Below are 26,646 nucleotides of genomic sequence, written 5' to 3' on the forward strand. Positions count from 1 at the left end.
TGACTCTTCATGCGTTTAAAATCTCTAAAGCTGGCAGGCTTCAAATCCTTTGCCAATCCAACAACATTTACTTTTCGTCATGGTATCACTGCCATCGTCGGGCCGAACGGCTGTGGCAAATCCAATGTGATTGATGCCATCCGTTGGGTACTGGGCGAAACCTCTGCCAAGCAGTTACGCGGCGGGGCGATGAGCGATGTTATCTTTGCCGGTACGCAGGATAAAACAGCCAAAAGCGTCGCCAGTGTTGAGCTAACCTTTGAGCATACCCAAGATGAGCAGACTGGTATTCGCCACGAGTTTAACTTGTACCAAGAGCTATCGGTTCGCCGTCAGGTAAATAAAGATGGCCGCTCAGATTATTTTATCAATGGTACGCGTTGTCGTCGCCGTGATGTGGTCGATGTGTTTTTAGGTACAGGGCTGGGTGCACGTAGCTATGCAGTGATTGAGCAAGGCATGATTGGGCGCATCGTTGAGTCTAGCCCCGTGCAGCTGCGTGAGTTTATCGAAGAGGCGGCAGGTGTCTCGCGCTATCAGGCTCGCCGTGAAGAAACGCAAAAGAAGTTAGAGAAAACAAAAGACAATTTAGCGCGCCTACACGATATGCAAAGCGAATTACTACGCCAACAGAAAACACTGTCTAAACAGGCAGCGAGCGCGCAGCGTTACGAAGAGTTGGCATTAACACTAGCTGATATCGAGCAGCAGCTCGCTATCCAGCAGCTGTATCAAGCCAAGCAAACGCATCAACAGCAGAAAGTAGCGCATGAGCGTATTGCTGCTGAAGTATCGACACTTCAAGCTGACTACGACACGCTCAAAGCTCAGCAAGATAAGCTCACTGCGCGTATCAATCAAGAGCAATGGCTCAAAGACGATGCCCAAAGCGCTCACTATCAGCAGCAGCTCAGCTATCAGCAAGCGGAACATCAGCTAAGTGATGCCAAGGCACAGCTGACCGCTATTGAACAGCAACTGTCTGGCTTGGCTCAGCAGCGTGACCAATCACTGGCTGATATCGAACGCCTAAAAGCTGAGCAAGCTGAACAGAGTCAAGCGTTAGAAACGTTACGCCCGCAGCTGACTGAGCTAACAGACAAACGTGATAACTATAAGCGCAATGAGCAACCATTACAGCGCGCGTGGCATGAAGCGCAAAACAATCTGTCACGCTTGCAAGATAAAGCCCGTTCGCTTGAGCAGCAGCAAGCCATTAACGCTCAAGCACAGAAACGCCATCAGCAAAGTCATGATAAATGGCAGCGCCGCGAGCAAAACTGGCAAAACCTATGGCTGCAATTACAGCAGTCTATAACGCCATCTGCATCTGACAGTACTGATGTGAGTAAGACGGATGATGAGCAAGATCTCAGTCATGCGCTAGAACAGCAAGTCACTGAGCTAAACACACAGTTGCAGCAGGTTGAGCGTCAACGCGAAGCCGTCGATGAACGCTTGTCCGAGATACAACCGCAAGCGCATAGTTTGCAGCAGAGACTAAACGCACAACAGAGCGAGTTGAGCGACAATGAAAAGCGTCATGCGCTACTGGCAGGCGAATACGATACTCTGCATCAGATATTGCATCCAAAACCTACACAACAGCAATCAGTAAAGTCGAAAGTTACTGCGAAAGATAAGACGGATAACAATGGCATACATCATCAGCCGTTAGCCATTGCAACGCTACGTGAACAGATTGAGCTAAGTGCCAAGGGGCAGGAATATGCGCCGCTACTCGATAGTATCCTAGCATTATGGCTAGATAGCCATGTGCTGGTTGCTAACCAACAAGCTGATCAAACCAAGAAAACAAGCGTTGATAATGATACTGGCATTTCTCAACAAGCGAATAGCTTATGGCAAGCGCTTGAGCATGACGTTGAAGACTTACTGACTTATCAAACGGCAGAAAACGCGACTACCAGCGAAAAAAATAAAACTCTAGTAGAAACGGGTCATAGCTTATGGTTGCCCGCGGCGCAAAGTAATATTAGTAACCAAGAGTTTGTCAGCGAATTGCCAGACAATTTGATTGATAAAGTATTGCCATTATCGCAGTTGATTAAACAGCCTACATTAGCGCTTTGGCAGCAATGTTATATATATACAGCGCAGCTTGAGACCAATAAGCAGCATGAGGTTGATACACTTACCGATGTTCTAAAATTATTACCATCGTCCGCTATCCTACTTACCGCAGATGGTTGGCTGATCAGTCGTCATGGGACGATTAATTTAAGCAAATTCGCTGGTGCACAGGATGATAGCAATAGCCAATTCCTCACGCAGCGTCTGCAACAGCGTACGCGTTTGCAAGCATTAGAAGACTCACTTGATGAGTTTGAAACCAAAATACAAGATCAGCAAAAGTCTATTGCAAAAGACCAGCGCGATTATGATGCACTGTTAGTTAGCTTAGAAGAAACGCGCGCGCAAGCTGAGCAGTTAACCCGTGATAAGCATAAATATCAGCAGCAACTGACGACCGAGCGAGCCAATGCCGAGCGTTTACAAGCGGATAGCCAGCGTCTGAACGCTGATAAAGCAACGCTTGAGCAGGAAAAGCAAGAACTGACGCAAGAGCAACAAACGCTTGAACAAGAACAACAGCATATTGAAAGCGAGATTGCTACGCTAACGCCGCAAATAGCAGAAGCACGAGCGACAACTCAGCAACTGCAAGCTGAGCGCAGTGAGCTAAACCGCGCACGTCAAGCTGATGATGACGCGTGGCAAGCACTGCAGCTGCGTATTCAGCAGTATGAGATGCGCTTGGAGCATAGTGTTAGTAGTCTGGCTCGTACGACTGAGCAACACGACAAGTCGTTAGAGAATGAGCAAAGTTTACAGACGCGTCACGATCAGCAGCAGGCCAAATTGCCAGAGCTACAAGCAGCTTTGCAGTCTGCACAGGTAACGCGCGATGAGCAGCAAGTGCTATTGAACGAGCGCGATACTGCGCTAATGGCATTAAAACAAACGTACGCTGAGCAGCAGACAGCATTTGATACATTGCAAAATACGTTACAAACGCAGCAAAGCGAGCTTGCCCGTCATGCTACTGAGCTGGCACTGAGTGCGGCGCGGTTAGAGGATGCTAGCGCGCATACGCAAAGCGCTCTAGGTGCCTACTATCGTGTAAGTCATAAATATAAAGCGCAAGCAGAGCAACCGCAACAAAGCATGAGCGTCTCAAACTTGCTAGCAGATTTTATCGCTCATGATCGCCGTGTCCGTCCAGACAAAATCGCTGAGCTTGAATATGAGCGCGCCAAGTTGACCCAGCAATTGAGCAAGATTGGGCCAGTCAATTTGGCAGCAGTCGCAGAGTTGGATGAGGTAAACGAACGCCTAGAGCCACTCGCGCAGCAGACAGCAGATATCGCCGCTAGTATGCAGACGTTGACGGAAGCGATTGCTTCTATTGATGAGACGACCAAGACACTGTTTATGCAGACGCTTGATGCGGTCAATAATGAGCTGGCCAATTTATTTGCCAAAGTCTTTGGCGGTGGACAAGCCAGCCTGACGTTGAACACCGACGAGATGCCAGCCAATACGCCAAAGTCAGAGCAGTGGCGGGCAGGGCTTACCTTAATGGCGCAGCCGAAGGGCAAACGTAATAGTCGCTTAGCGGTACTATCGGGCGGTGAAAAACCCTTACCGCGCTGAGCTTGATTTTTGCGATATTTAAGCAGCACCCTGCACCGTTCTGTGTCCTTGACGAGGTCGATGCACCGCTTGATGATGCCAACGTCGCGCGCTTTACTAGTCTCATTCATGAGCTAGCAGACGATTTGCAGTTTATCTTTATCAGTCATAATAAACTGACGATGCAAATTGCTGATGAGCTAAAAGGTATTACCATGCCAAGTGCAGGCATTTCTACACTAGTCAGTGTGTCACTCGATGAAGCTGCGCGTTACGTAGAGAGCTAAGTGTGAAATAGCCGACATTAAAAGTGCTATGAGAATCAGCGCGATGCAAATATAATCAATCAATTGGCATAAATGCAAATAAGCTTGACCTCAGTCCAGCATACTGGTTATAAAGTACACAATGTGGTGACGATATAGGTCAGCCATGCTAGAATATTGCCATTTATGCTCGTTTGTGTATTCCCTTTTGTTATATATACTAGGATGTATTTATCATGACCGTTATTCAGTTTATATTGATTGCCATTGCCGCGTTTATCGTGCTCGCAGGGCTGTTTATGGTCATTCGTAGCTTTAAGCGCCGCGGTGCTACCGAAGCTGCTGCGGTCAATTATGATAAAAATGGTATTCCGATCATACCGCGTCACGAGCGCAACATCGTCGATCAGCCAGACCTTGATGATACGGTTGCAGGCGAGACGAGCATCGGTCCTGACCGTAGTTACTTAGATGCTGTGGTTGAAGAAGAGCCATTGACGCAAGCGCATACCAACGTTGACGCTCAACTAACGGCTGAGCGTGACCATATAGCAACTGACGACCATGACGTCATCGATGAAGCGGACTACGCTCGCTGGCAAGAAGAGCAACGCCGTGCCGATAGTGCTGAGTTTGTCGAAGTTGCCGATCAGATGCATATCGAGCAAGAGCCTGATGCGTTCTCTAGCCTAATGTCAGCGACCGATAGCCTGATGCCAACCATTGATACGGCAGAAGAGCCAAGCTTCGATGATAATAGCCCGATACTGGATCAGCATCTATCAGAGTCAGGCGATGATGCGCAAAACGGCCCATTGATTAATGCCAAAGACAATATCAATATCACCATCTTGCCACACCAATATCGTGACCGCCCAGCGGCGATTATCCGTGGTCGTGATCTGTTAGCGTTGATTGATAAATACGGCCTACGCTATGGCGCGATGAATATGTTCCATCGCTACGAGCAAAAAGACGGCACGGGTATGTTGTGGTTTAGCATGATGGGCATCACTGATAGTGGTATCGCGCCATTTGATCCGCATAGTGTCGCGACCAATACCTATAACGGTGTCGTCGTGTTCTTATCATTGCCGCATCCACAAGCCGTGCGTAGCTTTGATAGCATGATGAGCATTGCTTACATGATGGCAAGCGACCTTGATGCGATTATGCTTGATGAAGAGAACGAACCAATCACGCCTGAATACAAGCAGCAGCTACGTAACCAGGTCCGTGATTATGAGGGCTAGAAGGTTAAAATCTGCTTAATATCAGAAATTATAAAAAGGGCAAATAGCGATTAACGTTATTTGCCTTTTTTAATGGGCTATAGTTTCTGCAAAATGCTAACCATAGTAGACTGATCGAGCCTGACACAGTATCTGATTTATATAGGATTGACTATACCGAGCTTCCTACAAACTTGTTATCATATCGACATCTTGAATTGCAAAAAAGACGCCGACTATGACTGACTCTACCTCATCAAATAATTCTAAAAACCTATCTGCTCAAGTAGAAAACCAAGCACCTGCCACATCTAATACATCCAGTCCGACCGATGGCAGTACGGATAACAGTACAGAGATTATTTCAAAAATGCGTGCGCTTATTGAAGCGATTAAGACGCATAACTATGCCTATTACGTGCTCGACAATCCAATTCTAGAAGACAGCGAATACGACCAATTACGTCGCTCGTTGCTTGAAATCGAAGAAGAATATCCAGATTTGGTACAGCCAGACAGTCCGATCAATCAAGTCGGTGATATGCCGCTATCGGCCTTTACCCAAGTCACGCATGATATTCCGATGCTGTCGCTAGGCAATGTCTTTGAATATGATGATTTGCGCGATTTTATGCGCCGTGTCAATGATCGTCTCAGCGACTCACAGCAAAACCCTGAATACGAGATGGAGCTAAAGCTCGATGGACTGGCCGTCTCACTGAAATATGAGCATGGCAAATTTGTCCAAGCGGTCACGCGAGGTGATGGGCAGACGGGTGAAGATATTACCCAAAATGCCAAAACCATTCGTAACTTGCCACTATGGATAGCTGATGCTGCTGATATTGAGTTGTTAGAAGTGCGCGGTGAAGTATTAATGCCCAAGGCGGGATTTGAGCGTCTCAATCGACTGGCAGAAGAAAACGAAGGTAAAACCTTTGCTAATCCGCGTAATGCCGCTGCTGGTAGCTTACGTCAACTAGATCCAGCCATTGCTGCTAGTCGTCCATTGGCATTCTATGGCTATTCGGTCAATCAAGGTTTGCCAGATACTATCGACACGCAGTCAGGGGCGCTAGCATGGCTTACCGAGCTTGGATTTACGGTCAGCGCCGTAGAAGTGGTGGCAAACCACGCGCCGCGCAGACCTATTATGAGTCAGTGATTGAGAGCCGTGCCAGTTTGCCTTTTGAAATCGATGGCATGGTGATCAAGGTCAATAGCCTTGCTCTACAGCAGCAGCTTGGCTACCTATCACGCGAGCCACGCTGGGCAACGGCCTATAAATTCCCTGCCGAAACGGTAATGACGCGTCTCAACGATATCGAGTGGCAAGTCGGCCGTACGGGTCAAATCACACCAGTCGGTAAGCTTGAACCTGTCAAAGTCGGCGGCGTTACTGTCAGCAATGTCACCTTGCATAACTTTGGCGAGATTCAGCGTTTAGATGTGCGCGCAGGCGACACGGTCAGCGTCCATCGGGCGGGCGATGTCATCCCTAAAGTCACTCGTGTCTGGCACGATCAGCGCCCGGCCAATAGCGAGCCGGTCACACTACCTTCGACTTGTCCTGTCTGCGACTCTCCTGTGGTGCTGCCTGAAGACGAAGCATTGGCGCGCTGTACGGGTGGATTGTTTTGCCCAGCACAGCAGCAAGAAGCACTTATTCACTTTGTCTCACGCCGTGCGATGGATATCGATGGGCTTGGTGCCAGTTGGCTGATTAGCTTCTTTGAGCACGGTCTGGTCAAAACCGTCGCTGATATCTATCAGTTGCATAACCATGCAGATGAGATGGTCACTTTTGAAAAACTGGGTGAAAAATCGGTACAAAATATCATCAACGCTATTGAAGCCAGCAAGCATACGACATTGGCTCGCTTTATCTATGCACTCGGCATCCGCGGTGTCGGTGAAGGTACGGCGCAGAACTTTGCTCAGCAATTTAAGGATCTCGATAGCCTAATGTCGGCCAGTATTGAGACCTTGATAAAAACGCCAGATGTCGGAGAAATAACTGCCGAGCTGACCTACAAATTCTTCCGTGCACCGCATAATATCGAAGTCATCACCGCACTACGTGAAGCTGGCGTGCACTGGGATAAGGTCGAGCAGGTTGCATCAGAAGGTCTACCACTCGATGGGCAAACGTGGGTCATCACGGGTGCGCTTGATAGCATGGCACGTGATGAAGCCAAAGCCAAACTACAAGCGCTGGGTGCAAAAGTCTCGGGCAGCATCTCGGCAAAAACCACAGCGCTACTAGCAGGGGATAAGGCTGGCTCTAAACTGACCAAAGCAGAAAAATTGGGTGTGAAAGTGGTGGGTGAAGATGAGTTTTTAGAGTTGGTTAGGGAGTAAATGATGAATATTGATGAATTAAATGGTCTCGATGAAGTGACTCAAAAAGAAGTTGAGAAGTTACTGAAAATGACGCGTGAGAAGAATGGAGATGAAGAATATATAAGTGCTCAGTTTGAGCTAGAAGACTACATGGATAAGAATAAAAAATATGAATTAGGTGTGAAGTATTTAAAGAATATAAGAGAAGATGATGGTGCTATTTACTATAAAGCATTAATACTTATATTTGCTAATCAATACTTTTTATGAATGATTTAGATGCTTCTTATGACTCTATAGTTGAGTTCTTAGAAGGTAGTGAATATGCTTTTAATGGTGTGAAAGAGGACACTTTTGATAGTATAAGAGGCGATGCTTTTGGGGTTGCAAAAAATATTTTTACCAAGAAAACTATATAAAATCTCTAAATTTATTTAAATTAATTGGAGGTTCTTACTCATATCAGTCCAGTTGCTACGAAAAAATATGTAAATTAAAAATGAATATTGAGACTAAGAAAATAGGAGAGATGAGTAACGATTTGAAAGGCAAGGTAGAGAAAATTATAGACATCTTAAAACTAGATTTTCTTCCTTTATCAGAAGACGAGCAAGCTCCTGAAAGAAAACTGGCACACTATACAAGTACATATACAACCAATAAGCTGCTTTCTAAAGAAAAAAATAAAGACAAGCCAAGCGCTTTTCGTTTAAATACCATCAATAATGTTAATGATCCTAGCGAAGGTAAGTTGCTTACAAACTACCTTGAGTCCGTGAAAGAGAACTCTTTTTATAAGCCTGATTTTGATGAAAGGTTACATGCGTTTATCAGCTGTTTCACTTTCAACCATGACAGTTTAAATCAGTTTCGATTATATGGAAAAGAAGATAACAAAGAAGCTTCTGGTGTTAGCTTGGTTTTTAATAAAGATTTCTTTAAAGAGAATGACTCCCAGTCCTGTATGAACAATATATTTATTAATAGAACGATAAAAAATGTAAAAAATAATTCAGATGAAGGTGATAGTTCAGCTAAGAGAATAGAAAAGCAATCAGTCATGAGATGCGTTTATATTGATCCTACCTCCGACTATATCCATCTAGCTCAACGCAACCGGTTAACATTTTTCCGTGAGTTTGGTCGTGAAAATTTGGAAGGAGGTAGTATCCCTAAAGCTGAAATTGAGTGCATTGAATATGAGAATTATATAGACAAGAAAACCGAAGATTTTAGAGAGGCGTTTATAGAGTTAAAAAGTATTTATAACGATGCTATAGATAAGAAGAAATCTTTAAAAAAACTAAGTAAAGAAGATTCAGATAAAATAGATAGCTTACTGGATATGATAATCTTACCTCTAAAATATCTAGTCAAACATTCAGCTTTTCAAGAAGAGCAAGAATGCCGTATGGTATATATCACCTCACTTGATGACCCTAAAGTTAAAATGGATTTTGGCAAGTTTCTATACGTAGAGTACGAACCAGAGGTAAAAGCGAATTTAGACAAAATTTACATCGCACCAGCTGCAACGCAATATCAGCCTTACTTAGCGAAGCTATTATGTGGTACGAATAGTTTAGGAAAAAAATAAAAATCGAACTCTCAAACAATCCTTACCGCCATACTTCGTAATAAAATAGTAGCGTGTGTCATATAAGTCAAAACACACGCTATTAATCTTTACTCACTCATTTCCCCATGCGCCTTCACATCACCTTTCTTACCATCTGGCTGAATCACGATAGGTAGCACCAGTCCTTTGGCAAAGTCATCAGACAGCACATAATCATAGCGACTGGCAGCGACATCGGGCGTGGTATGAATGATAAGCGTCATTTCATTACCATCGGTTAGCTCGTGTGAGACATAGGTTTCGCTGAGTTGATCTAATGCTTTCGATAGTGCTTCATTACTTGCCATGCTCACCGTCAGATTATGCTGAGCGGTTGCAGCGTCCACTTTGAAGTAATCTGCATAGTCTCGGACATTTTGACTGTCGATGGCAAACGGATACTTATAATTGGTAGGGTCAGCAGGCTTTTCACCGCTATCTACCAGTGACCAGTCGATGGTATCAGCTGCCGATGCAGTTGGATCTGTTGCTGTCTCCGTAGTTTGCTCAGTGGCATCGACAGAGTCGGTAGCGTTATCGCAGCCTGTTAGCGCCCACATGCTTGCCGTTGCAATTACCATCATACTTATCAGACGCTTCGCCATCGAGTTACCCTTTTGATTGTTGGTCATGATTGATTTGCTTTACCTGCTATTTTGACAGCTTTCTTGGTGCTTCTCTAGCGAAATACATCAGATGGTAAGTTTTGATAGAGTCAATCCTCTATAAAAGAATGACAGCGTTAACCTCGCTTAAAGTATCACAGTTACAACTGCACTCGGCTGCCTTGTACTACTTTTAAATTGAATCAACTATATAGTCAAGTCTATATAAATCCACTATAACGTCATCATCGGTAAGCATACTAATGTATAACTTACACTCGGTTTCCTTATCTCGAAATTATATTGAACTGACTATACAGCCGTCTACTTGGAACTGTTTTTTATAGCCATCTTTATACACGTATCAAACTAACACGCATAAAAAAGCAGCCACTATTTAATGACTGCTTATTATCTATTACGACTATTTGTCTATTACGATATGAACTTATCTTTAACTCATTAGATTTGGCAATTTACTTGGTATTCTTTACCGTCAGCCCACTTCATCGCAAAGATACCTTTGTCACCTTTCATGTGCCATGCATAGACGACCTCTGGGTTTGAGTCGTTTACATAGCTTGCGACTTCGCCTTTCACTTTACCATTTAGGATGATTGGCTGCTCAGCCCATTTTACTTTTGGCAAGGTAGCGTTGAGCATCACTTGTTCTTTATTGATAGATTGCTTGGCCATGATTTTGCTGTCATCGGTACAGGTGTATGGTGCTGGTGCCATACGATCATAGGCGGCGGTTACTTTTTCTGGAACTGGTGTATCAGTTGCATCTGGGGTAGTTGGTGCGGTAGTCGCACAAGCGCTCAGTAGGGCAAGGACTGGTAGGGTAGTCGCAATTTTAGTTATCATTTTCATAGTGCTCTCCAAAGCTTTTTACTAATGTCATTTACTTGTTTTTAATGATGCGTTTAGCATATGAGGGTTATAGTAGCGAAAACGAACCATTTCAGTGTTAGAAATTGTTCATTACCTGTTAGCTTCGTTACCCAACCGCTGTCTAATGTAACTTGTAATCTGAGACAGGATGAAAAGTAAGCAGGATTAGCTATGAAGTGCGCGTCTATAAACTTGGTGCATAAAAAAGCGCCTATCAACGAGTGGCTGATAGGCGCTTTTTTGTTTTACTTAACACGCTCTAGATTGAGCATGTATTTTTATACTATGAACATTACTTGCTATGAACACTACTTGGTTTTACGCGGTGGCAGACCAGTATGCTGAGTCTGGAAATTGCCTTTGCTGACTTTTTTCTTACTGTTTTTACCGACAGCGTTTTTACCTGCTGCACCTTTAGCTGACGCATTGCTGTTTGACGAGCCATTACTGCGCTTCACTGAGTCATTGCCAACACGGCTATTCTTTTTGCGCGCTGACTGATAAGTATCTTGCGCCGCATCACGCCCTTCTAAACTGGCGTTAAATGGTGGAATCAAACAACCACGGTTTTTACCAATTAAGTCACTACGACCCATGTCTTGTAGGGCTTTACGTAGTAGTACCCAGTTTTTTGGATCATGATAGCGCAAGAACGCTTTATGCAGTTTGCGCTGCTTGCCAGACTTGACGATATCCATGTCACCTTCATCACGGCTGACCTTATGTAGCGGATCTTTGTGCGTATGATACATGGTAGTCGCGGTCGCCATTGGGCTTGGATAAAACGCCTGTACTTGGTCAGCGCGGTAGCCATTACTTTTGAGCCAAAGCGCAAGGTTCATCATATCTTCATCTTTGGTTCCCGGATGGGCGGCGATGAAGTAAGGAATCAGATATTGCTCTTTACCCGCTTCTTGGCTGAATTGCTCAAACATGGCTTTGAACTGATCATAGCTGCCCATGCCCGGCTTCATCATCTTTGATAGCACGCCTTCTTCAGAGTGCTCAGGCGCAATCTTGAGGTAACCACCGACGTGATGACTGACCAACTCTTTCACATATTCAGGATCTTTTACTGCCAAGTCATAACGCAAGCCTGAAGCAATCAGGATTTTTTCACGCCTTTGATATCACGCGCTTTGCGGTATAGCTTGGTTAAGTTACTGTGATCGGTGATTAGGTTTTCGCAGACGTCAGGATAGACACAAGACGGCTTACGACAGTTCTTCTCAATTGTCTCGTCTTTACAGCTGAGGCGATACATATTGGCTGTTGGGCCACCAAGATCAGATATCACACCAGTAAAGTTCGGTGCAGTATCACGAATCGCTTCTACTTCACGCAAGATTGAATCTTCTGAACGGCTCTGGATAATGCGGCCTTCGTGCTCAGTGATCGAGCAGAAGGTACAACCACCAAAACAGCCGCGCATGATATTGACCGAAAATTTGATCATGTCATAAGCAGGGATACGTGCATCGCCGTAGCTTGGATGCGGCAGGCGTGCATACGGCAAGTCAAACACATAATCCATCTCTTCTGTCGAGAGTGGCACTGGTGGTGGATTGAGCCAAACATCAATAGAGGTATGCGAGTTACCAGCACCGCTGCTATGACGCTGCACGAGCGCACGGGCATTACCTGGATTGGTCTCTAAATGCAGGATACGACTTGCATGAGCATAAAGCACAGGGTCAGATTTGACATGCTCATAATCAGGCAGACGAATCACCGTTTGCTCACGTGGTGGCATCTTGATTTTGTGCTTACGGGCGGTTTTTGGCTTATCAAAGCCGCGCATTTGTACCACTTGCGTCTCTTCGTCGACTTGTTCAGCGTTGATAATTTTATTAGCAACTGGTTCAGCGACAAAACCCTGATATTGCGATGACATAGATGAAGGCATGGCTTGGCCAACAGGCGAGTCCGATGGTTTGTTCTGCTCAATTGAACAGCTATCAACGTCTTCGGTCATCACGTAAGGGTTGATGATTGGATCGACACGGCCAACGGTATCGACATCGTTACTCGCGACCTCAGTCATATCTTCTTGCCAGTGACGACGGGTCGGGGTCAATAAGTAAGCAGTACCACGCAGTTTACTCATTTGCTCAAAGCTATAGCCTTTAGACAGACCATGTACCACATCGACGATCGCACGCTCAGCATTGCCATACAGTAAGACATCAGCACGCGCATCTAGCAAGATACTACGGCGGACTTTATCTGACCAATAATCATAATGAGCGATACGGCGTAGACTGCCTTCGATACCGCCTAAGATAATTGGCACATCAGGATAGGCTTCACGGCAGCGTTGGCTATAGACAATAGCCGCGCGGTCAGGGCGTTTGTTTGCCACGTTGCCCGGAGAGTAAGCATCATCGCTACGGATTTTGCGATCAGCGGTATAGCGGTTGATCATGCTGTCCATGTTGCCCGCGGTCACGCCGTACGCATAGACAGGTTTGCCGAGTTCCATAAAGGCGTCTTTGCTCTTCCAATCTGGCTGAGCGATGATACCAACACGGAAACCTTGTGACTCAAGCAAGCGACCGATAATCGCCATACCAAAGCTTGGATGATCGACATAAGCATCACCTGAGATGATGATGACGTCACAAGCATCCCAGCCTAGATCGTCCATCTCTTTGCGGCTCATCGGTAGATAAGGCGCCGGCTCGTAGCAGCTCGCCCAGTGTTTGTCATAATCATAAAGTGGCTTGGTGCCTTGTTTAAAGGCAGTGCGGGCGATGGTATCGGCAGACATGGGCGGACCTGTTAATTAGAAAAATGGCACTAAAAATACAGCCCTTATTACCCAATGATAATAAAGGCGAATTTAAAAGCGCTCATTTTAACATGAATCGCCTTCACTATGCGACCTATTCTATAAGGGGCGATTGCCGATAAGTTATTGATAGCGTGAGATAAACTGCTCATGCAAAGTAAGCTATCCGCACAGCAAAATAATGGCAAAAACAGTCTAGACAGAACAGTCACATTATCAGTTCAATCAAACTTACTTCCAACAATCATTCTTTATCTTAGTTCAACTTATAGCTACATTCTCGCAAACGTAATTATCAAAATACCGACTTGGCTGATACTGGTCATTTGTTTTCTCATATTTATAAGTTTCTTTAATTTCTAATAATAGGTTTTGGCACAGGTTTTGCTCCACCCTTATTAGGGCTTATTTGTGTGCATTAATGAGTAAAAATAGTGCACCGATAAAATTTGAACGGCTAGATAAGTGTTTGGAGATAAAATGAGAACATCATCTGTTGGACTGGACACGATAAAGACATTATTAAAACTATCGCTAAGTAATAGGCTGGTGCTAAGTACATTATTGTTTGCAACAATGGGTAGCGCCCAAGCTGCTGAGGCCGACACATTGACCGTGGCACAGTTGCTCGAATATCAAAACATCGCTTGGATTATCTGGGGCGGGGTATTGGTGTTCTTTATGCAGGCAGGTTTTGCTCTACTTGAAAGCGGTTCAGTGCGAGCGAAAAACGCGGTAAACGTGATGATGAAAAATTACACTGACATGTGTATTGGCGGTCTGGCGTTCTACTTGGTTGGTTTTGGGCTGATGATGGGTACCAATCACTCCGGATTCGTCGGTACGGATCATTTTATGCCAGTCGCGTTGTCCAATATGGACTGGGCATTGATGTTTTTTCAGATGATGTTTGCAGCGACAGCGGTGACGATTGCTAGTGGTGCAATGGCAGAGCGTGTCTCCTTTATTGGCTATGCGGTTGCCGCCTGTTTAATTTGTTTGTTTATCTATCCTGTGTTTGCCAGCTGGGTATGGGGTGGTTACTTTGGCGGGACGGGCTGGCTAGCTGAGCTTGGCTTTATCGATTTTGCTGGGTCTACCGTCGTGCATTCTATCGGTGGCTGGTTGGCATTGGCAGGTATCTTAGTCATCGGGCCAAGGCTAGGCCGCTTTGCACCTGATGGTACACCAAGACTCATCGCAGGGCATAACATGACGTTGCTGGCGCTTGGCGGATTTATCTTATGGTTTGGTTGGTTCGGCTTCAATGCTGGATCGACATTGTCTATCACTGGCAATATTGGTCTAATTGCAGTCAATACTTTTGTCGCTGCAGTCAGTGCGGTGGTGAGCTATATGCTTATCTCCCGATCGCTCAACAAAGCCATTTTGCTGAGCGATAGTGTCAATGCCAGTTTGATTGGTCTGGTATCGATTACCGCAGGCTGTGCGACCACAACGCCTGTATTTGCCATTATTATCGGTGCGGTCGCTTCCGTGGTGTATATCTTATCATCGCAAGCATTATTAAAATTCAAAGTAGACGATGTGGTCTCGGCAGTGGCAGTACATGGCTTTGGCGGTGCATGGGGTACGCTCGCTGCAGGATTGTTTTATACAGGAGATTTGTTTAACTTATCGCGTCTTGGTGTACAAGCGTTGGGCGTCGGCGTAGCGTTAGGCTGGGGACTGGGATTGGGTCTGGTGATGTATAAGATGATTGATCTAAGCTTTGGGTTAAAAGCAAGCCGCTTACATGAGCAGCGAGGCCTTGATTATACTGAGCATGCAGAGCTTGGTTACCCTGAGTTCCAGAAGCAAATGTTTGATTCCAAGAGTTTAACCGAGCGGCATTTATAGGAGAGAGCTGATGAATATTGATACTCAATCCGTAGACCAAGCCGTGACTGCAATGGCAGAAGTGCTTGCCGATTATCTACATCCTGAAGAGGTGCGACTGCTTAAATCACAGTGGCAGCGATACTCGACTGTCTCTGTAAAAATGATGCAACAGTGCGTCTTGGATGCGACAAGGCGCTATCCTGAGCTGCAAGCTCATAAGTCTGATATTAGGAAAGGATTTTGGGCTACGTTGCAAGCGGACAGTCAGCAGACAGTAGAGGCTGATAATCACAATGGTTATAATAGCCATAATGGCCATAATAAAGCAATCAAAGTGCCAGTTCCTGTCTCTGAGTTGGTTTTGGCGTTTTATACTGTCATAGAAGCGCTGCGTAGCCAGCTATCAGAAACAGAAAGTCGCAATCTATTTCTGACCATGCACCAAACTGTTTCGCAAGAACGCACCTTCAAAGGGCATGGTCTTAACATCAGTCAGTTTTTAGAAGGCAATCGCCCGTCTGTACCTGATAACGAGCACCTATTAAATAATTTGATGCAGCTGGCTTATGTATGCTTATGCGATGTTGCAGGCCCTGTCGAAGCAGATGAGATGATGTTTCGAGCGGCAGAGAAGGCGAAACAAAACTACCCGAAGATATTGGTCGAAAAGTTATTCTAAAATATTAAGTTGGCACGTTATGGTCGGGTACGGAATACCTTTCGATAACGTGCCTTATATAAAGGGACTTTTATAACGTAGCTTTCATGACGTAGTTTCATTATGTAGCTTTCATAACGCACCTTGAAGCTTGATACTAGACGATGAGTAGTCTAATAGTTAACTATTTAATCTAATAACTGAAGCGGGAAAGTAACCACGTCAAAGGCGAGGGCAAAGGGTAGCAATACTAGCTTTTGTGCGCCATTTGGACCGCTACGAGTGACGACATCTTGCTGAGTTTGTGTATAAAAACTCACCGTATATGGTTTAGTCAGTGCGCGATAGTTTGACTGAATTAACCCTAAATTACTAACTTGCGGATAGATAGCGCCTTTGACAGGAACGCTAAAACAAAAGCGCTGAGCATTGATACGTTGATCGCTCGCTGAGGTGCACTCTTTACCATTATTTTGCAAAAAGAACTGATAGTCTGAGCGCCCAAACTCATCTTTTAATTTGGCATAAGACAGTTTCATCTCACCTTGAAAGTACCCATCATTATTGGGTACATGAAAGCTCATGTCGTTATCTACTTGAATGTTTTCTTGCGTGAGATTACTCAGTAAGTTCACCATTTCTGTCCCACCTTGGGTGAGAACGTAGCTGTTCTTCTCTCCTACGATAACCATTGAGGCGTTTGGCATTTTTGGTAACGCCTGCGCAGGACGACCAAAGGCAACAATTTGATCTTCAGACAGTATCTGCTTTGTTGTGTTTGTGGTGACATGTCCGCTATTGTCTAACAATGAGCTGGTCGCACAGCCTGAGCTGGCTAGTACCGTAGCAAACAGAGCACCTGCTATTACCTTTTTTGAATTTAATGGGTTTAACGGTTTTAATGACGATTGATTATTCTTATTATCAGCGTTTGTATGGTCAGTCATGATTAGGCTTCCTTGTCTAAAAAATAGGCTCATGAATCAGTTATTAGAATTTAATTTCCATCGAATATTTGGTGATATCGTACAGGGTTTAGAGGTAATTTAGCTACTTATCATCCATTGTCATATGATAGGTAACTTCAGCTGAGACGGATTAATTATAATTAATCTAGGGTAATTTTAGTTCCACTCTTAGTAAAGTTCATCACAAATTGGCTTTTAAAATTGCGCACATTATTTTCGTAAGTCAGTAAGCTGCGGGTGAACTGATGATAGTCACTCATGTTTTTTGCATTGACCATCAGCATAAAATCAAAATCACCTGATACTTCATAACAGCTCATGATTCGCGATTGCGCATCCATCAAGCGCTCAAACCGATGTTGCATTGAGGTATTAGAGCGCTCCATTTCTATCATCACTACGGCTGTCAGGCCATAACCCACTTTGTCAGGATTGACGATGGCGACTTGTTTGGTAATCACGTCACTATCTATTAGCGCTTGTATGCGCCGCTGCGCCGTCGCAATAGATACGTGCACCCGCTCTGCGACAGTTTTAAGCGGTAATGTCGCATCATCTTGCAGCAAATTTAAAATAGCTTTATCAATATTATCTAAAGTATGGCTCATATCAAGACATCCTTAATAGCGAAGTTTTTTGTATTTTATAAATATTATCACTAAATATTTTAATATAAGAAAATAATGATTTATACGACACCTATTTGAGATATTTATTCATCAATGAACTTATATAGAGATAATATATCAAAGCACCCTAGTAAAATAGACTATATCAATTAGAGTCGCTTCAAAAAAGAGCTACCTATTGGTTTTCTACCATCTATTAATATCTACGGTGCTTATCATGTCTATCTCAATGCTCTCCAATGTATTCGCTAATACGCTAGCAACGACTGCTGCACGTTTGCCACTACCTGCGATTTGGACGACAGGTAGCGCACAACAACGCACTCTGATATTAGGGGTGTCTTTTGCCATATTGTCCAACGTGCTATTTGGCGTCCTCTATGCGTATAGCAGTTTTTTGTCGCCATTATCAGGGACGCAAGTTTTTATTTGGCGTATGCTCGCGATGTGGGCAGCGTTGGTCGGATACTTAATGGTAAGTGGGCGTCTGGGATTGCACATTGATAAGTTAAAACTGCTCAAAGGCGCTAAGCAGTGGGCTTGGTTGCTATTACCTACGCCGATATTTCTCAGCCAGTTTTGGTTATTTATGTGGGCGCCAGTTAATGGCCAAGGTGTGCAAACCGCGATGGGGTACTTCTTATTCCCGTTAATGATGGTAGTGTTTGGTTGTGTCCTCTTTGGCGAAAAACTAAGCCGTTTGCAATGGTTGGCAGTGGCCCTTGCCGCATTAGGCGTGAGTAGTGAAGTTATCCGTACGCAAAGTGTTTCTTGGGCGACGCTATGGGTATGTGGTACGTATCCTGTTTACTATATTTTACGCCGACTGCAGGGAATCGGAGCTGTGACTGGGTTATTGGTTGATTTAACGATATTTGCGCCCTTTGCGCTGGCTTACTTGTTCTTCTTTGCCCCAAGCAGTTTGGCATTGGTTAGTGGCTCGGGTTTCTTTATTATGATGCTAATAGGTTTAGGTGTGCTCAGTGTCTTGGCGATGAAGACCAATATTGATGCCAGTCAAATGCTACCAGTCAATGTCTATGGCATGATGAGCTATCTAGAGCCTGCGTTGCTATTTATTTTGGCAGTAACTGTACTAGGTAACCCATTTGAATCAGCGATGATCTATAGCTATGGTCTGATTTGGTTAGGTATTGCGTGTTTGATTGCTCATGGTGTTAAGCAATTGCGTCAGGCTAGTAGAAAGACAGCATTATCTCTAGAAGAGCAAATGGCATAGTAGAATGGATTGCTAAATGCTTGTATGAGCCGTTATTGGTAGCTAAAGCTAGGCGATAATATTTATAGATATCGTAGATAACAAAAAAGGACGCCTCAGTAAATATTGAGTCGTCCTTTTTTATATAGATTAAATAATACTTAATCTAAATGCTGTTTGAAACCGCGCTGCTTATCACGTTCCCAGTCACGATCTTTTAGCGTTTTACGTTTGTCATGCTGCTTTTTACCCAAGGCTAGGCCAATTTGGCATTTCACCAGTGAGTTTTTCCAGTAGCAAGATAGCGGTACACAAGCGTAGCCTTTCTGGTTGATCGCCCCAGATAACTTTTCGATCTCACGACGGTTCAGCAGCAGTTTACGGGTACGAATACTGTCTGGACTAACGTGCGTTGAGCTCGATAGTAATGGTTGAATGTGCGACCCAAACAAGAAAGCTTCGTTATTGCGGAATATGACGTACGCTTCAGTAATCGTCATTTTTCCTGCACGAATGGCTTTGACTTCCCAACCTTGTAATGCCAGTCCTGCCTCAAAGGTTTCTTCGATAAAATACTCATGACGCGCCTTTTTATTGGCGCAAATCTGATTATCTGGCTTTTTTGATTTTTTTGACATAATTTCTCCATAAGGATGACCTAAGATACAGGCTCCTTATTTAATCAGTCCCACTAATTCCTCATCCTAATCCAATAACTAGTCTTGTTTTTTATTTCAATTATGAGATGGATGAGTCGAACTGCCTATTGTATCAAAGCCTCTGATGAAAAGGTAAATCAGCTGTTAGGACAAATGTAGCAGATAAGTATTAAGTTTGAGCAAAATTTGCTAGCATATGGCCTAATATCACCGATTATATCAGTCATGCTATGAGCCACTCTATTTCTCCCAATTCCTCAAAGCTACATACCAAAATTCTATACCCTGGTACCTTTGATCCGATTACCAACGGTCATGTAGATTTGGTCACACGCGCCGTTAAGCTATTTGATGAGGTCGTTATCGCGGTTGCCTCAGGCCATCATAAAAAACCCTTGTTCAATTTTGAAGAGCGCGTGGCTTTGGTCGAAACCGTATTTGCAGATTTACCGCAGGTATCTGTGATTGGTTTTGAAGGTCTGCTTGTTGATTTCATGCGTGAAAAAAACGCCACGGCAGTTTTGCGTGGCTTGCGTGCAATGTCAGATTTTGAGTATGAGTTTCAGCTAGCCAATATGAATCGTGAGCTTGATGAAAACTTTGAGGCGGTATTCTTGACCCCCTCTCAAAATTACTCCTTTATCTCATCTACAATGATTCGTGAAATTGCCAAGCTCGGCGGTGACGTCAACAAATTCGTTCCTCCCTGCGTTTTGCAAGCATTCGATAAAAAGCTAAATATTAAATAAAAGATGCTGCATTAAAGATATGCTGCTAGCACTTGCTAAAATAGTAAGGAGCAGTCATATAGGAGTAGGGCATGTCCCTATTTTAAAAATAGTGATAAAAATTAGATAAATCGTAGGCAAACAAGAAAAATAGTGCAGATAATATCGAGATATTGACCAGTTATTTGACGCCGTTTGCCAAAGATTTAGCCATTTTTAGCCCATTTAGTGATAAACGTTTGAATTAGGGACAAGCCCTAATACAAGCAAAAATATAAGGAACAGTTCATGGCACTATTAATCACTGATGAGTGCATCAACTGTGATGTGTGCGAGCCTGCTTGCCCCAATGAAGCCATCTCAGAAGGGGATGATATCTATGTCATCGACCCTGATCTATGTACAGAATGTGTCGGACATTTTGACGAGCCGCAATGCGTTGTGATTTGCCCAGTCGACTGTATTCCTCACGATCCCAATCATGTTGAGACTGAAAGCGACCTGCTATCTAAATACAAACGTATTACGGGTCAATAAAGTATTTATAAACGATTGATGGCGTTTGGGTTTACAACGTTTTAGGGACAACACGATGACTATGGAAATAATAACCACGCAAACAACAACCACGCAATCCATCCAAGTCACAAACGACTTTGATCAGCAACACCTTTGGCATCCTTATGCTAGCCTGCCACCCACTTATCCTAATATCGTAATTGATCGTGCCGAAGGTATTTATATCATCACCGAAGATGGCACACACCTGATCGATGGTATGTCATCATGGTGGGCGAGCGTTCATGGTTATAACCATCCAAAACTGAATGAAGCACTAACTAAGCAGTTGGGTAAAATGGCGCATGTCATGTTTGGTGGGTTAACCCATCAGCCAGCGATAGATTTGGGCAAAAAACTGCTCGACATTGTACCTGCTGGACTTGATGCAATTTTTATGCGGACAGTGGTAGTATCGCGGTAGAAGTAGCACTAAAAATGGCGTTGCAGTATCAAGTGGCTGCCAAGCGCCCAAATAAGCAACAATTTGCATCAACCCACTCAGGGTATTACGGAGATACGTGGCATGCGATGAGTGTCTGTGATCCGGTCAATGGTATGCACAGCTTATATGGCAAGCAGTTACCGATGCAGCATTTTGTTCCTGCACCGCCCATTGGCTTTAATCGCGCATTGACAGTAGATGAGCGTGAATCATTAACTCAGTTTTTTGTAGAGCATGGCGAACAGCTGGCGGGTTTTATCATTGAGCCAATTATTCAGGGCGCAGGCGGGATGCGTTTTTATAATCCTGAATATCTACAATTGCTGCGTCAACTGTGTGATGAGCATGATGTACTACTGATTGCGGATGAAATCGCTACTGGGTTTGGGCGTAGTGGTAAATTATTTGCGTGTGAACATGCAGCTATTAGCCCTGATATCATGACCATTGGCAAGGCGCTAACGGGTGGCTATATGACTTTTGCCGCCACGCTATGTACCCGAAAAATTGCCGATACCATTCATAATAGTGACTATCCAGCGCTGATGCATGGCCCAACCTTTATGGGCAATCCACTGGCTTGTGCAGTTGCGTGCGCATCGATTGATTTGATTATGTCTTATGATATTGAAGCGCGTACCGCAAATATGCAACGCATTATGGAGCAACAACTAGCGCCTGCTGCGTTATTAGAAGGTGTTGCCAAGGTACGTTGTTTGGGTGCAGTCGCCGTCATTGAGTTGCATGAAGCGGTCGATATGCCTATATTTCAATCTTTATTGATTGATAACGGTATCTGGGTCAGACCATTTGGTAAGCTGGTGTATATTATGCCACCCTACGTGATTACTGATGATGAGCTGATTACCTTATGCCAATCACTGCTGAGAGTAGTGCGTACGTATTTAGAAAATAGAGGTCAATCATGAGTGTTCTATTTGTTTCTGGTATCGATACCGATATCGGTAAAACTTATGCTACTGGGCTGCTTGCTAAAGCCCTTATGCAGCAAGGCTTAAATGTCATCACTCAGAAGCTAGTACAAACGGGCGTATCGATAAATCCAGATAATGGTGAGATGAATATTGCTGATGATATTATTACGCATCGTCAACTTATGGACATTCCTTTACAGCAATGTGACCTCGATTTTACGACTTGTGCTCATCGTTATAAGAAGCCAGCATCCCCCATCTGGCTACTAAACTATCAGGGGAAACACTTGATCCTGATATGATTACTAACGCTACCAAGCGTTTGCAGGTACAGTATGATGCGGTTCTACTAGAAGGTGCAGGTGGCTTACTTGTGCCAATTACAGAGAATCTACTCACGTTAGACTATATTGCTGAGCAAGGCTATCCAGTTATTTTGGTCACCTCTGGTCGATTGGGCAGCATCAATCATACGTTGCTGAGTTTAGAAGCTATAAAATCGCGTGGATTAATGGTACATAGCGTAATTTATAATCATATTCATGATGATGCTGAACAAACGGATACTGAGATCGCAAATAGTACCATTGATTTCTTGCAAACGTATTTGGCTCATAATTATCCCAAAGCGCATTGGCTACAAATACCGTATCTAAAAGATAATCTGGTCGGTAATATTGAAACACTGCCAGAAAATTTTGTTTAGCCCATTTTTACTGTCCTCAAAAATAAATTCAAAAGACATTCGCAGGCAGTCATAAGTTTGCTATAATAGCGCGCTTGGTAGACTAGGCGATCGCCGCTGCACACTGGCAACAGATGAGCAGGGGAGGAAAGTCCGGGCTACATAGGGCAGCGTGCCAGCTAACGGCTGGGCAGGGTAACTTGACGACCAGTGCAGCAGAGAGTAGACCGCCTTTAGTATCTTAGGGTATTATCGGTAAGGGTGAAAGGGTGTGGTAAGAGCGCACCGCGTGAATGGCAACATCTCACGGCATGGTAAACTCCACGCGTAGCAAGACCAAATAGGCATCGGCATGGCGCGGCCCGCGTTCGATGCGGGTAGGTTGCTTGAGCGTATTAGCGATGATACGCCTAGAGGAATGATCGTCCACGACAGAACCCGGCTTATCGGTTTACCAAACCTTTTTTATTGTTTGATGTAGTAATAGTTGCAATTAATCTGAATTAAATTCGTTTTTTTGCAAAAAATGCTTATTAGGGGTTGACGGCAGTCAGCAGCTTGGGCATAATGTGCAGCCTAAAACGGCGATGTAGCTCAGCTGGTTAGAGCGCATGACTCATAATCGTGAGGTCAAGAGTTCAAGTCTCTTCATCGCCACCATATATAGCAGTACTAAAAAAACCAATCTATCGAGATTGGTTTTTTTTGCCTAGAATAAATGATCTTCTCAAGATTTCCTATCAGTTCTTAATATACTAGACATTCTCTATAAGTATTAAGTTTTTTCATTTCATCTGTAAGTCACATCTCTTCTAACAAAATCGCCTTACTTTGCAGTGGAAAACTGCTAGAATACTCTTTTATGTCTACGCATAAGAGTTAATGTGCTTGGCTATAGGTTTTAGACGGTGGTATTAGCCAAATTGGCTTGTTATAACGGTTAACCTTGAAAGAAGTACAAGCACGTTATCAATTGCATCTGACAATATTTATTTTTTAGTTTTATTATTCTATCACCCTTAATTTAGTAGGCGCTTTGTGACTGCATTAGCCAATATTCGTAACTTTTCAATCATTGCCCACATTGATCATGGTAAGTCGACCCTTGCCGATCGTTTTATTCAGATGTGCGGTGCCTTGCAAGATCGCGAGATGCAGGCGCAGGTACTCGACTCAATGGATATTGAGCGTGAGCGCGGTATCACTATCAAAGCACAGTCAGTAACACTGTTTTATGATCATCCAAATGGTGAGCGCTATCAGCTTAACTTTATTGATACCCCGGGTCACGTCGACTTTTCATATGAAGTGTCGCGTTCATTAGCAGCTTGTGAAGGTGCGCTATTGGTTGTTGATGCCGCTCAAGGCGTAGAAGCGCAGTCAGTAGCCAATTGCTATACAGCCGTTGATCAAGGCTTAGAAGTCATGGCGGTGTTAAATAAGATTGATTTGCCGCAAGTTGAGCCTGAGCGCGTCATTCAAGAAATTGAAGATATTATCGGTATCGATGCCGTTGACGCACCGCGAGTGTCAGCCAAATCTGGTCTTGGTGTTGATAAGCTGCTAGAAGCGCTAGTAGAGTTTATTCCGGCACCAACTGGTGATCGTGAAGCGCCACTCCAAGCACTAATTATTGACTCTTGGTTCGATAATTATTTGGGCGTGGTCTCATTGGTACGGGTGCGTGAAGGTACTATACGTAAAGGTGACAAATTATATATCAAATCGACTCAAGAGGCACATCTGGTTGGCTCGATTGGTGTCTTTACGCCTAAGCCTGTAGATACGGGTGTTTTAGAAGCAGGGGAAGTCGGCTTTGTAATTGCGGGTATTAAGGATATTGCCGGAGCACCAGTAGGCGACACTATCACTCATGCTAAGACCCCTGATGTGGATCGTATCCCAGGCTTTAAACAAGTCACACCACAAGTCTATTCTGGTATGTTCCCAGTGGATTCTAGTGATTTCGAAAAATTCCGTGAAGCTTTGCAAAAACTGCAAATCAACGATGCTTCGCTGTTTTTTGAGCCAGATACGTCGGATGCGCTTGGCTTTGGTTTCCGTTGTGGCTTCTTGGGTATGCTGCATATGGAGATTATCCAAGAGCGTCTAGAGCGTGAATATGATCTGGATTTGATTACTACGGCGCCTTCAGTTATTTACGAAATTGAGAAAAAGAACGGTGATGTAATCTATGTAGATAATCCATCACATCTACCTGAGCCAAACAACATTGAAGAATTCCGTGAGCCAATTGCCCGCTGTCAGATTTTAGTACCGCAAGAATTCTTAGGTAATGTAATGACGCTATGTATTGAGCGTCGCGGCGTTCAGGTTGATATGCGTTTTATGGGTCGACAAGTACAGCTGATATTTGATATTCCAATGGGCGAAGTTGTCATGGATTTCTTTGATCGTCTGAAGTCGGTTTCACGTGGTTTTGCATCGCTAGATTATAACTTTGAACGTTATCAAGCCGATAAGTTGGTGAGAGTTGATGTACTAATCAATGGCGATAAAGTTGATGCCTTAGCGATGATTGTGCACGAAACCCAGTCACGTTATCGTGGTAATGCTCTAGTTACTAAGATGAAAGAGTTGATTCCACGTCAAATGTTTGATGTCGCAATTCAAGCGGCTATTGGTAGCCAAATCATTGGTCGTAGTACGGTAAAAGCCATGCGTAAAGACGTATTAGCAAAATGCTATGGTGGCGATGTGTCACGTAAGAAAAAGCTATTGTCCAAGCAAAAAGCTGGTAAAAAACGTATGAAGCAAGTAGGTAACGTGGAAATTCCACAAGAAGCCTTCTTAGCTGTGTTGCAAGTCGATAGCTAATCGCTAAACGTAACCTAAGATAGTCATTGTAGATAACAGTCAAATGTAGTGAGTCTTATCGTAAAGGTGTTAGATAAGCCGCTTGTTAATAGGCAATTTGGTATGGATTTTGATTTTAATTTAATTTTAGTGCCGTTAACTATAGTCCTAGGTATTGTTTGGCTGTTAGATAAGCTAGCGCTCAAACAGCGCAAAACTCGTGGTCGAGGTCAAGAAGGCTTACTGGTCCGCTGGGCTTATGACTTTTTCCTGTGTTAGCAGTGGTATTGATAGTACGCTCATTTTTAATTGAGCCATTTAATATCCCATCATCGTCTATGGTGCCGACGCTATATACGGGTGACTTTATTGCTGTTAATAAGTATGCATATGGCGTGCGCCTGCCGTTAACCTATAATAAGGTGCTAGATACTGGTGAACCTGAGCATGGTGATGTGGCAGTGTTTCGCTATCCTGAAAACCCGAGCATTTATTATATTAAACGCGTTATCGGTTTGCCTGGTGACACCGTAAGCTATAGTCAAGGCACGTTATCTATCAATGATGTACCTGTTGAGACTAAGTCTGTAGATTTCGCGGCAAATGCTGAATTGACTTCACAGCTATACTTACCAGGCCAGGTTGGTCCAGGTCAAGTACTGACTGAGGAGAGTGCTTCTGCAATGGGCCAGCAAGAAGAAGATGCGGCACAATATTTTGAAGAAGTACAAGGTGACAACAAACACCTCGTGCGCTATTTGGATGGCATGAACAGTTCACAGTACGCGCCATTTTTACAGCAACAATCACCAGAAGTGGTTGAGTCAGAGGGTACTGAGTGGCGCATTAGAGTGCCAGAAGATCAGTATTTTGTGATGGGTGATAACCGAGATCGCAGCGCAGACGGTAGATTTTGGGGCTTCGTTCCGGATGAAAACCTAGCAGGTAAGGCAGTTTATATTTGGATGCATAAACCTCCTGGTCTTAACCTACCAACCTTTGAACGTAATGGTAATATCAATTAAGGCAATGTGATTGCTTAGCGATTGATTTATCTATAATAGTTTTATGCTAATATCATTGCTATCTAATAAATA

General features: G+C 44.0%; 16 protein-coding genes, 1 tRNA gene, 1 other RNA gene and 5 pseudogenes. 17 read left to right on the forward strand and 6 right to left on the reverse strand.

All coding sequences use genetic code 11. The annotated features are described in order from the left end of the window. The first annotated feature begins 9 nt into the window (after positions 1-9). The 6 genes and pseudogenes from ACOBWA_RS02140 to ACOBWA_RS02165 all read left to right on the forward strand — a co-directional run bounded on the left by ACOBWA_RS02140 (position 10) and on the right by ACOBWA_RS02165 (position 9,095). Positions 10-3,944: pseudogene (locus ACOBWA_RS02140) on the forward strand (AAA family ATPase). A gap of 215 nt (positions 3,945-4,159) precedes the next feature. After that, positions 4,160-5,176, forward strand: coding sequence for a cell division protein ZipA C-terminal FtsZ-binding domain-containing protein (locus ACOBWA_RS02145; protein WP_296209630.1), 1,017 nt, complete (start codon positions 4,160-4,162; stop codon positions 5,174-5,176). Between the two features lie 217 nt (positions 5,177-5,393). Continuing rightward, a pseudogene (ligA, locus tag ACOBWA_RS02150) lies at positions 5,394-7,516 on the forward strand (NAD-dependent DNA ligase LigA). Positions 7,517-7,519: 3 nt separating this feature from the next. Next, a complete protein-coding gene (locus tag ACOBWA_RS02155; protein WP_420230099.1) occupies positions 7,520-7,768 on the forward strand; it encodes a hypothetical protein in 249 nt (82 codons plus the stop codon). After that, positions 7,765-7,917, forward strand: coding sequence for a hypothetical protein (locus ACOBWA_RS02160; RefSeq protein WP_420230100.1), 153 nt, complete (start codon positions 7,765-7,767; stop codon positions 7,915-7,917). Before ACOBWA_RS02155 ends, ACOBWA_RS02160 begins: the two co-directional genes overlap by 4 nt. A gap of 80 nt (positions 7,918-7,997) precedes the next feature. Then, positions 7,998-9,095 carry a hypothetical protein gene (locus ACOBWA_RS02165; protein WP_420230101.1) on the forward strand — a complete coding sequence of 366 codons (1,098 nt, stop codon included), beginning with the start codon at positions 7,998-8,000 and terminating at the stop codon, positions 9,093-9,095. An 89-nt stretch (positions 9,096-9,184) separates the two neighbouring features. On the opposite strand, the gene ACOBWA_RS02170 is transcribed toward ACOBWA_RS02165, so the two are convergent. From ACOBWA_RS02170 to ACOBWA_RS02180, 3 genes and pseudogenes are all read right to left on the reverse strand, one after another. Further along, entirely contained in the window at positions 9,185-9,748 is a 564-nt protein-coding gene (locus tag ACOBWA_RS02170) for a hypothetical protein (RefSeq protein ID WP_420230102.1), read from the reverse strand. 435 nt (positions 9,749-10,183) lie between these two features. Continuing rightward, positions 10,184-10,594 (reverse strand): hypothetical protein, encoded by a 411-nt coding sequence (locus tag ACOBWA_RS02175; protein WP_134292608.1) that lies wholly within the window; start codon positions 10,592-10,594, stop codon positions 10,184-10,186. A 329-nt stretch (positions 10,595-10,923) separates the two neighbouring features. Beyond that, a pseudogene (locus ACOBWA_RS02180) lies at positions 10,924-13,385 on the reverse strand (YgiQ family radical SAM protein). A gap of 597 nt (positions 13,386-13,982) precedes the next feature. Here ACOBWA_RS02180 and ACOBWA_RS02185 point away from each other — a divergent pair. Both ACOBWA_RS02185 and ACOBWA_RS02190 read left to right on the forward strand, forming a co-directional pair. Then, complete coding sequence (locus ACOBWA_RS02185) at positions 13,983-15,266, forward strand: ammonium transporter (protein WP_420230701.1); 1,284 nt, start codon at positions 13,983-13,985, stop codon at positions 15,264-15,266. Between the two features lie 10 nt (positions 15,267-15,276). Then, positions 15,277-15,927, forward strand: a complete 651-nt coding sequence (locus ACOBWA_RS02190) for a hypothetical protein (RefSeq protein WP_420230103.1) — start codon at positions 15,277-15,279, stop codon at positions 15,925-15,927. Between the two features lie 167 nt (positions 15,928-16,094). On the opposite strand, the gene ACOBWA_RS02195 is transcribed toward ACOBWA_RS02190, so the two are convergent. Further along, entirely contained in the window at positions 16,095-16,853 is a 759-nt protein-coding gene (locus ACOBWA_RS02195) for a hypothetical protein (protein ID WP_420230104.1), read from the reverse strand. Between the two features lie 161 nt (positions 16,854-17,014). Then, positions 17,015-17,482: an Lrp/AsnC family transcriptional regulator gene (locus ACOBWA_RS02200; RefSeq protein ID WP_101204277.1), complete on the reverse strand. Its 468-nt coding sequence runs from the start codon at positions 17,480-17,482 to the stop codon at positions 17,015-17,017. A 238-nt stretch (positions 17,483-17,720) separates the two neighbouring features. On the opposite strand from ACOBWA_RS02200, the gene rarD reads away from it, so the two are divergent. Beyond that, complete coding sequence (rarD, locus tag ACOBWA_RS02205; protein WP_420230105.1) at positions 17,721-18,743, forward strand: EamA family transporter RarD; 1,023 nt, start codon at positions 17,721-17,723, stop codon at positions 18,741-18,743. Between the two features lie 140 nt (positions 18,744-18,883). On the opposite strand, the gene smpB is transcribed toward rarD, so the two are convergent. Further along, positions 18,884-19,360, reverse strand: a complete 477-nt coding sequence (smpB, locus tag ACOBWA_RS02210) for an SsrA-binding protein SmpB (RefSeq protein ID WP_420230106.1) — start codon at positions 19,358-19,360, stop codon at positions 18,884-18,886. A 251-nt stretch (positions 19,361-19,611) separates the two neighbouring features. Between smpB and coaD the strand changes: the two genes are divergently transcribed. The 8 genes and pseudogenes from coaD (at position 19,612) to lepB (ending at position 26,574) form a co-directional block, all read left to right on the forward strand. Continuing rightward, positions 19,612-20,130 (forward strand): pantetheine-phosphate adenylyltransferase, encoded by a 519-nt coding sequence (gene coaD, locus ACOBWA_RS02215; RefSeq protein ID WP_102078894.1) that lies wholly within the window; start codon positions 19,612-19,614, stop codon positions 20,128-20,130. A 267-nt stretch (positions 20,131-20,397) separates the two neighbouring features. Then, positions 20,398-20,646, forward strand: coding sequence for a YfhL family 4Fe-4S dicluster ferredoxin (locus tag ACOBWA_RS02220; RefSeq protein ID WP_021814308.1), 249 nt, complete (start codon positions 20,398-20,400; stop codon positions 20,644-20,646). A gap of 61 nt (positions 20,647-20,707) precedes the next feature. After that, positions 20,708-22,041: pseudogene (bioA, locus tag ACOBWA_RS02225) on the forward strand (adenosylmethionine--8-amino-7-oxononanoate transaminase). Continuing rightward, positions 22,038-22,753: pseudogene (gene bioD, locus ACOBWA_RS02230) on the forward strand (dethiobiotin synthase). The pseudogenes bioA and bioD overlap by 4 nt, the downstream one beginning before the upstream one ends. Before the next feature lie 74 nt (positions 22,754-22,827). After that, positions 22,828-23,194, forward strand: an RNA gene (rnpB, locus tag ACOBWA_RS02235) — RNase P RNA component class A. A 121-nt stretch (positions 23,195-23,315) separates the two neighbouring features. Further along, positions 23,316-23,392: transfer RNA gene (locus ACOBWA_RS02240), tRNA-Met, on the forward strand. 378 nt (positions 23,393-23,770) lie between these two features. Continuing rightward, positions 23,771-25,570, forward strand: coding sequence for a translation elongation factor 4 (gene lepA, locus ACOBWA_RS02245; protein ID WP_101204270.1), 1,800 nt, complete (start codon positions 23,771-23,773; stop codon positions 25,568-25,570). 260 nt (positions 25,571-25,830) lie between these two features. Further along, positions 25,831-26,574 (forward strand): signal peptidase I, encoded by a 744-nt coding sequence (gene lepB / locus ACOBWA_RS02250; protein WP_420230702.1) that lies wholly within the window; start codon positions 25,831-25,833, stop codon positions 26,572-26,574. Positions 26,575-26,646 lie beyond the last annotated feature (72 nt).

Origin of the sequence: Psychrobacter sp. ER1 (assembly GCF_048631835.1) — a bacterium.
Classification (GTDB): domain Bacteria; phylum Pseudomonadota; class Gammaproteobacteria; order Pseudomonadales; family Moraxellaceae; genus Psychrobacter.

What these genes read in the sequence shown, in the direction of transcription:
- ACOBWA_RS02145 (WP_296209630.1), top strand. Translation starts at nt 4,160, where the DNA reads ATGACCGTTATTCAGTTTATATTGATTGCCATTGCCGCGTTTATCGTG.
- ACOBWA_RS02155 (WP_420230099.1), top strand. Translation starts at nt 7,520, where the DNA reads ATGAATATTGATGAATTAAATGGTCTCGATGAAGTGACTCAAAAAGAA.
- ACOBWA_RS02160 (WP_420230100.1), top strand. Translation starts at nt 7,765, where the DNA reads ATGAATGATTTAGATGCTTCTTATGACTCTATAGTTGAGTTCTTAGAA.
- ACOBWA_RS02165 (WP_420230101.1), top strand. Translation starts at nt 7,998, where the DNA reads ATGAATATTGAGACTAAGAAAATAGGAGAGATGAGTAACGATTTGAAA.
- ACOBWA_RS02170 (WP_420230102.1), bottom strand. Translation starts at nt 9,748, where the DNA reads ATGACCAACAATCAAAAGGGTAACTCGATGGCGAAGCGTCTGATAAGT.
- ACOBWA_RS02175 (WP_134292608.1), bottom strand. Translation starts at nt 10,594, where the DNA reads ATGAAAATGATAACTAAAATTGCGACTACCCTACCAGTCCTTGCCCTA.
- ACOBWA_RS02185 (WP_420230701.1), top strand. Translation starts at nt 13,983, where the DNA reads ATGGGTAGCGCCCAAGCTGCTGAGGCCGACACATTGACCGTGGCACAG.
- ACOBWA_RS02190 (WP_420230103.1), top strand. Translation starts at nt 15,277, where the DNA reads ATGAATATTGATACTCAATCCGTAGACCAAGCCGTGACTGCAATGGCA.
- ACOBWA_RS02195 (WP_420230104.1), bottom strand. Translation starts at nt 16,853, where the DNA reads ATGACTGACCATACAAACGCTGATAATAAGAATAATCAATCGTCATTA.
- ACOBWA_RS02200 (WP_101204277.1), bottom strand. Translation starts at nt 17,482, where the DNA reads ATGAGCCATACTTTAGATAATATTGATAAAGCTATTTTAAATTTGCTG.
- rarD (WP_420230105.1), top strand. Translation starts at nt 17,721, where the DNA reads ATGTCTATCTCAATGCTCTCCAATGTATTCGCTAATACGCTAGCAACG.
- smpB (WP_420230106.1), bottom strand. Translation starts at nt 19,360, where the DNA reads ATGTCAAAAAAATCAAAAAAGCCAGATAATCAGATTTGCGCCAATAAA.
- coaD (WP_102078894.1), top strand. Translation starts at nt 19,612, where the DNA reads ATGAGCCACTCTATTTCTCCCAATTCCTCAAAGCTACATACCAAAATT.
- ACOBWA_RS02220 (WP_021814308.1), top strand. Translation starts at nt 20,398, where the DNA reads ATGGCACTATTAATCACTGATGAGTGCATCAACTGTGATGTGTGCGAG.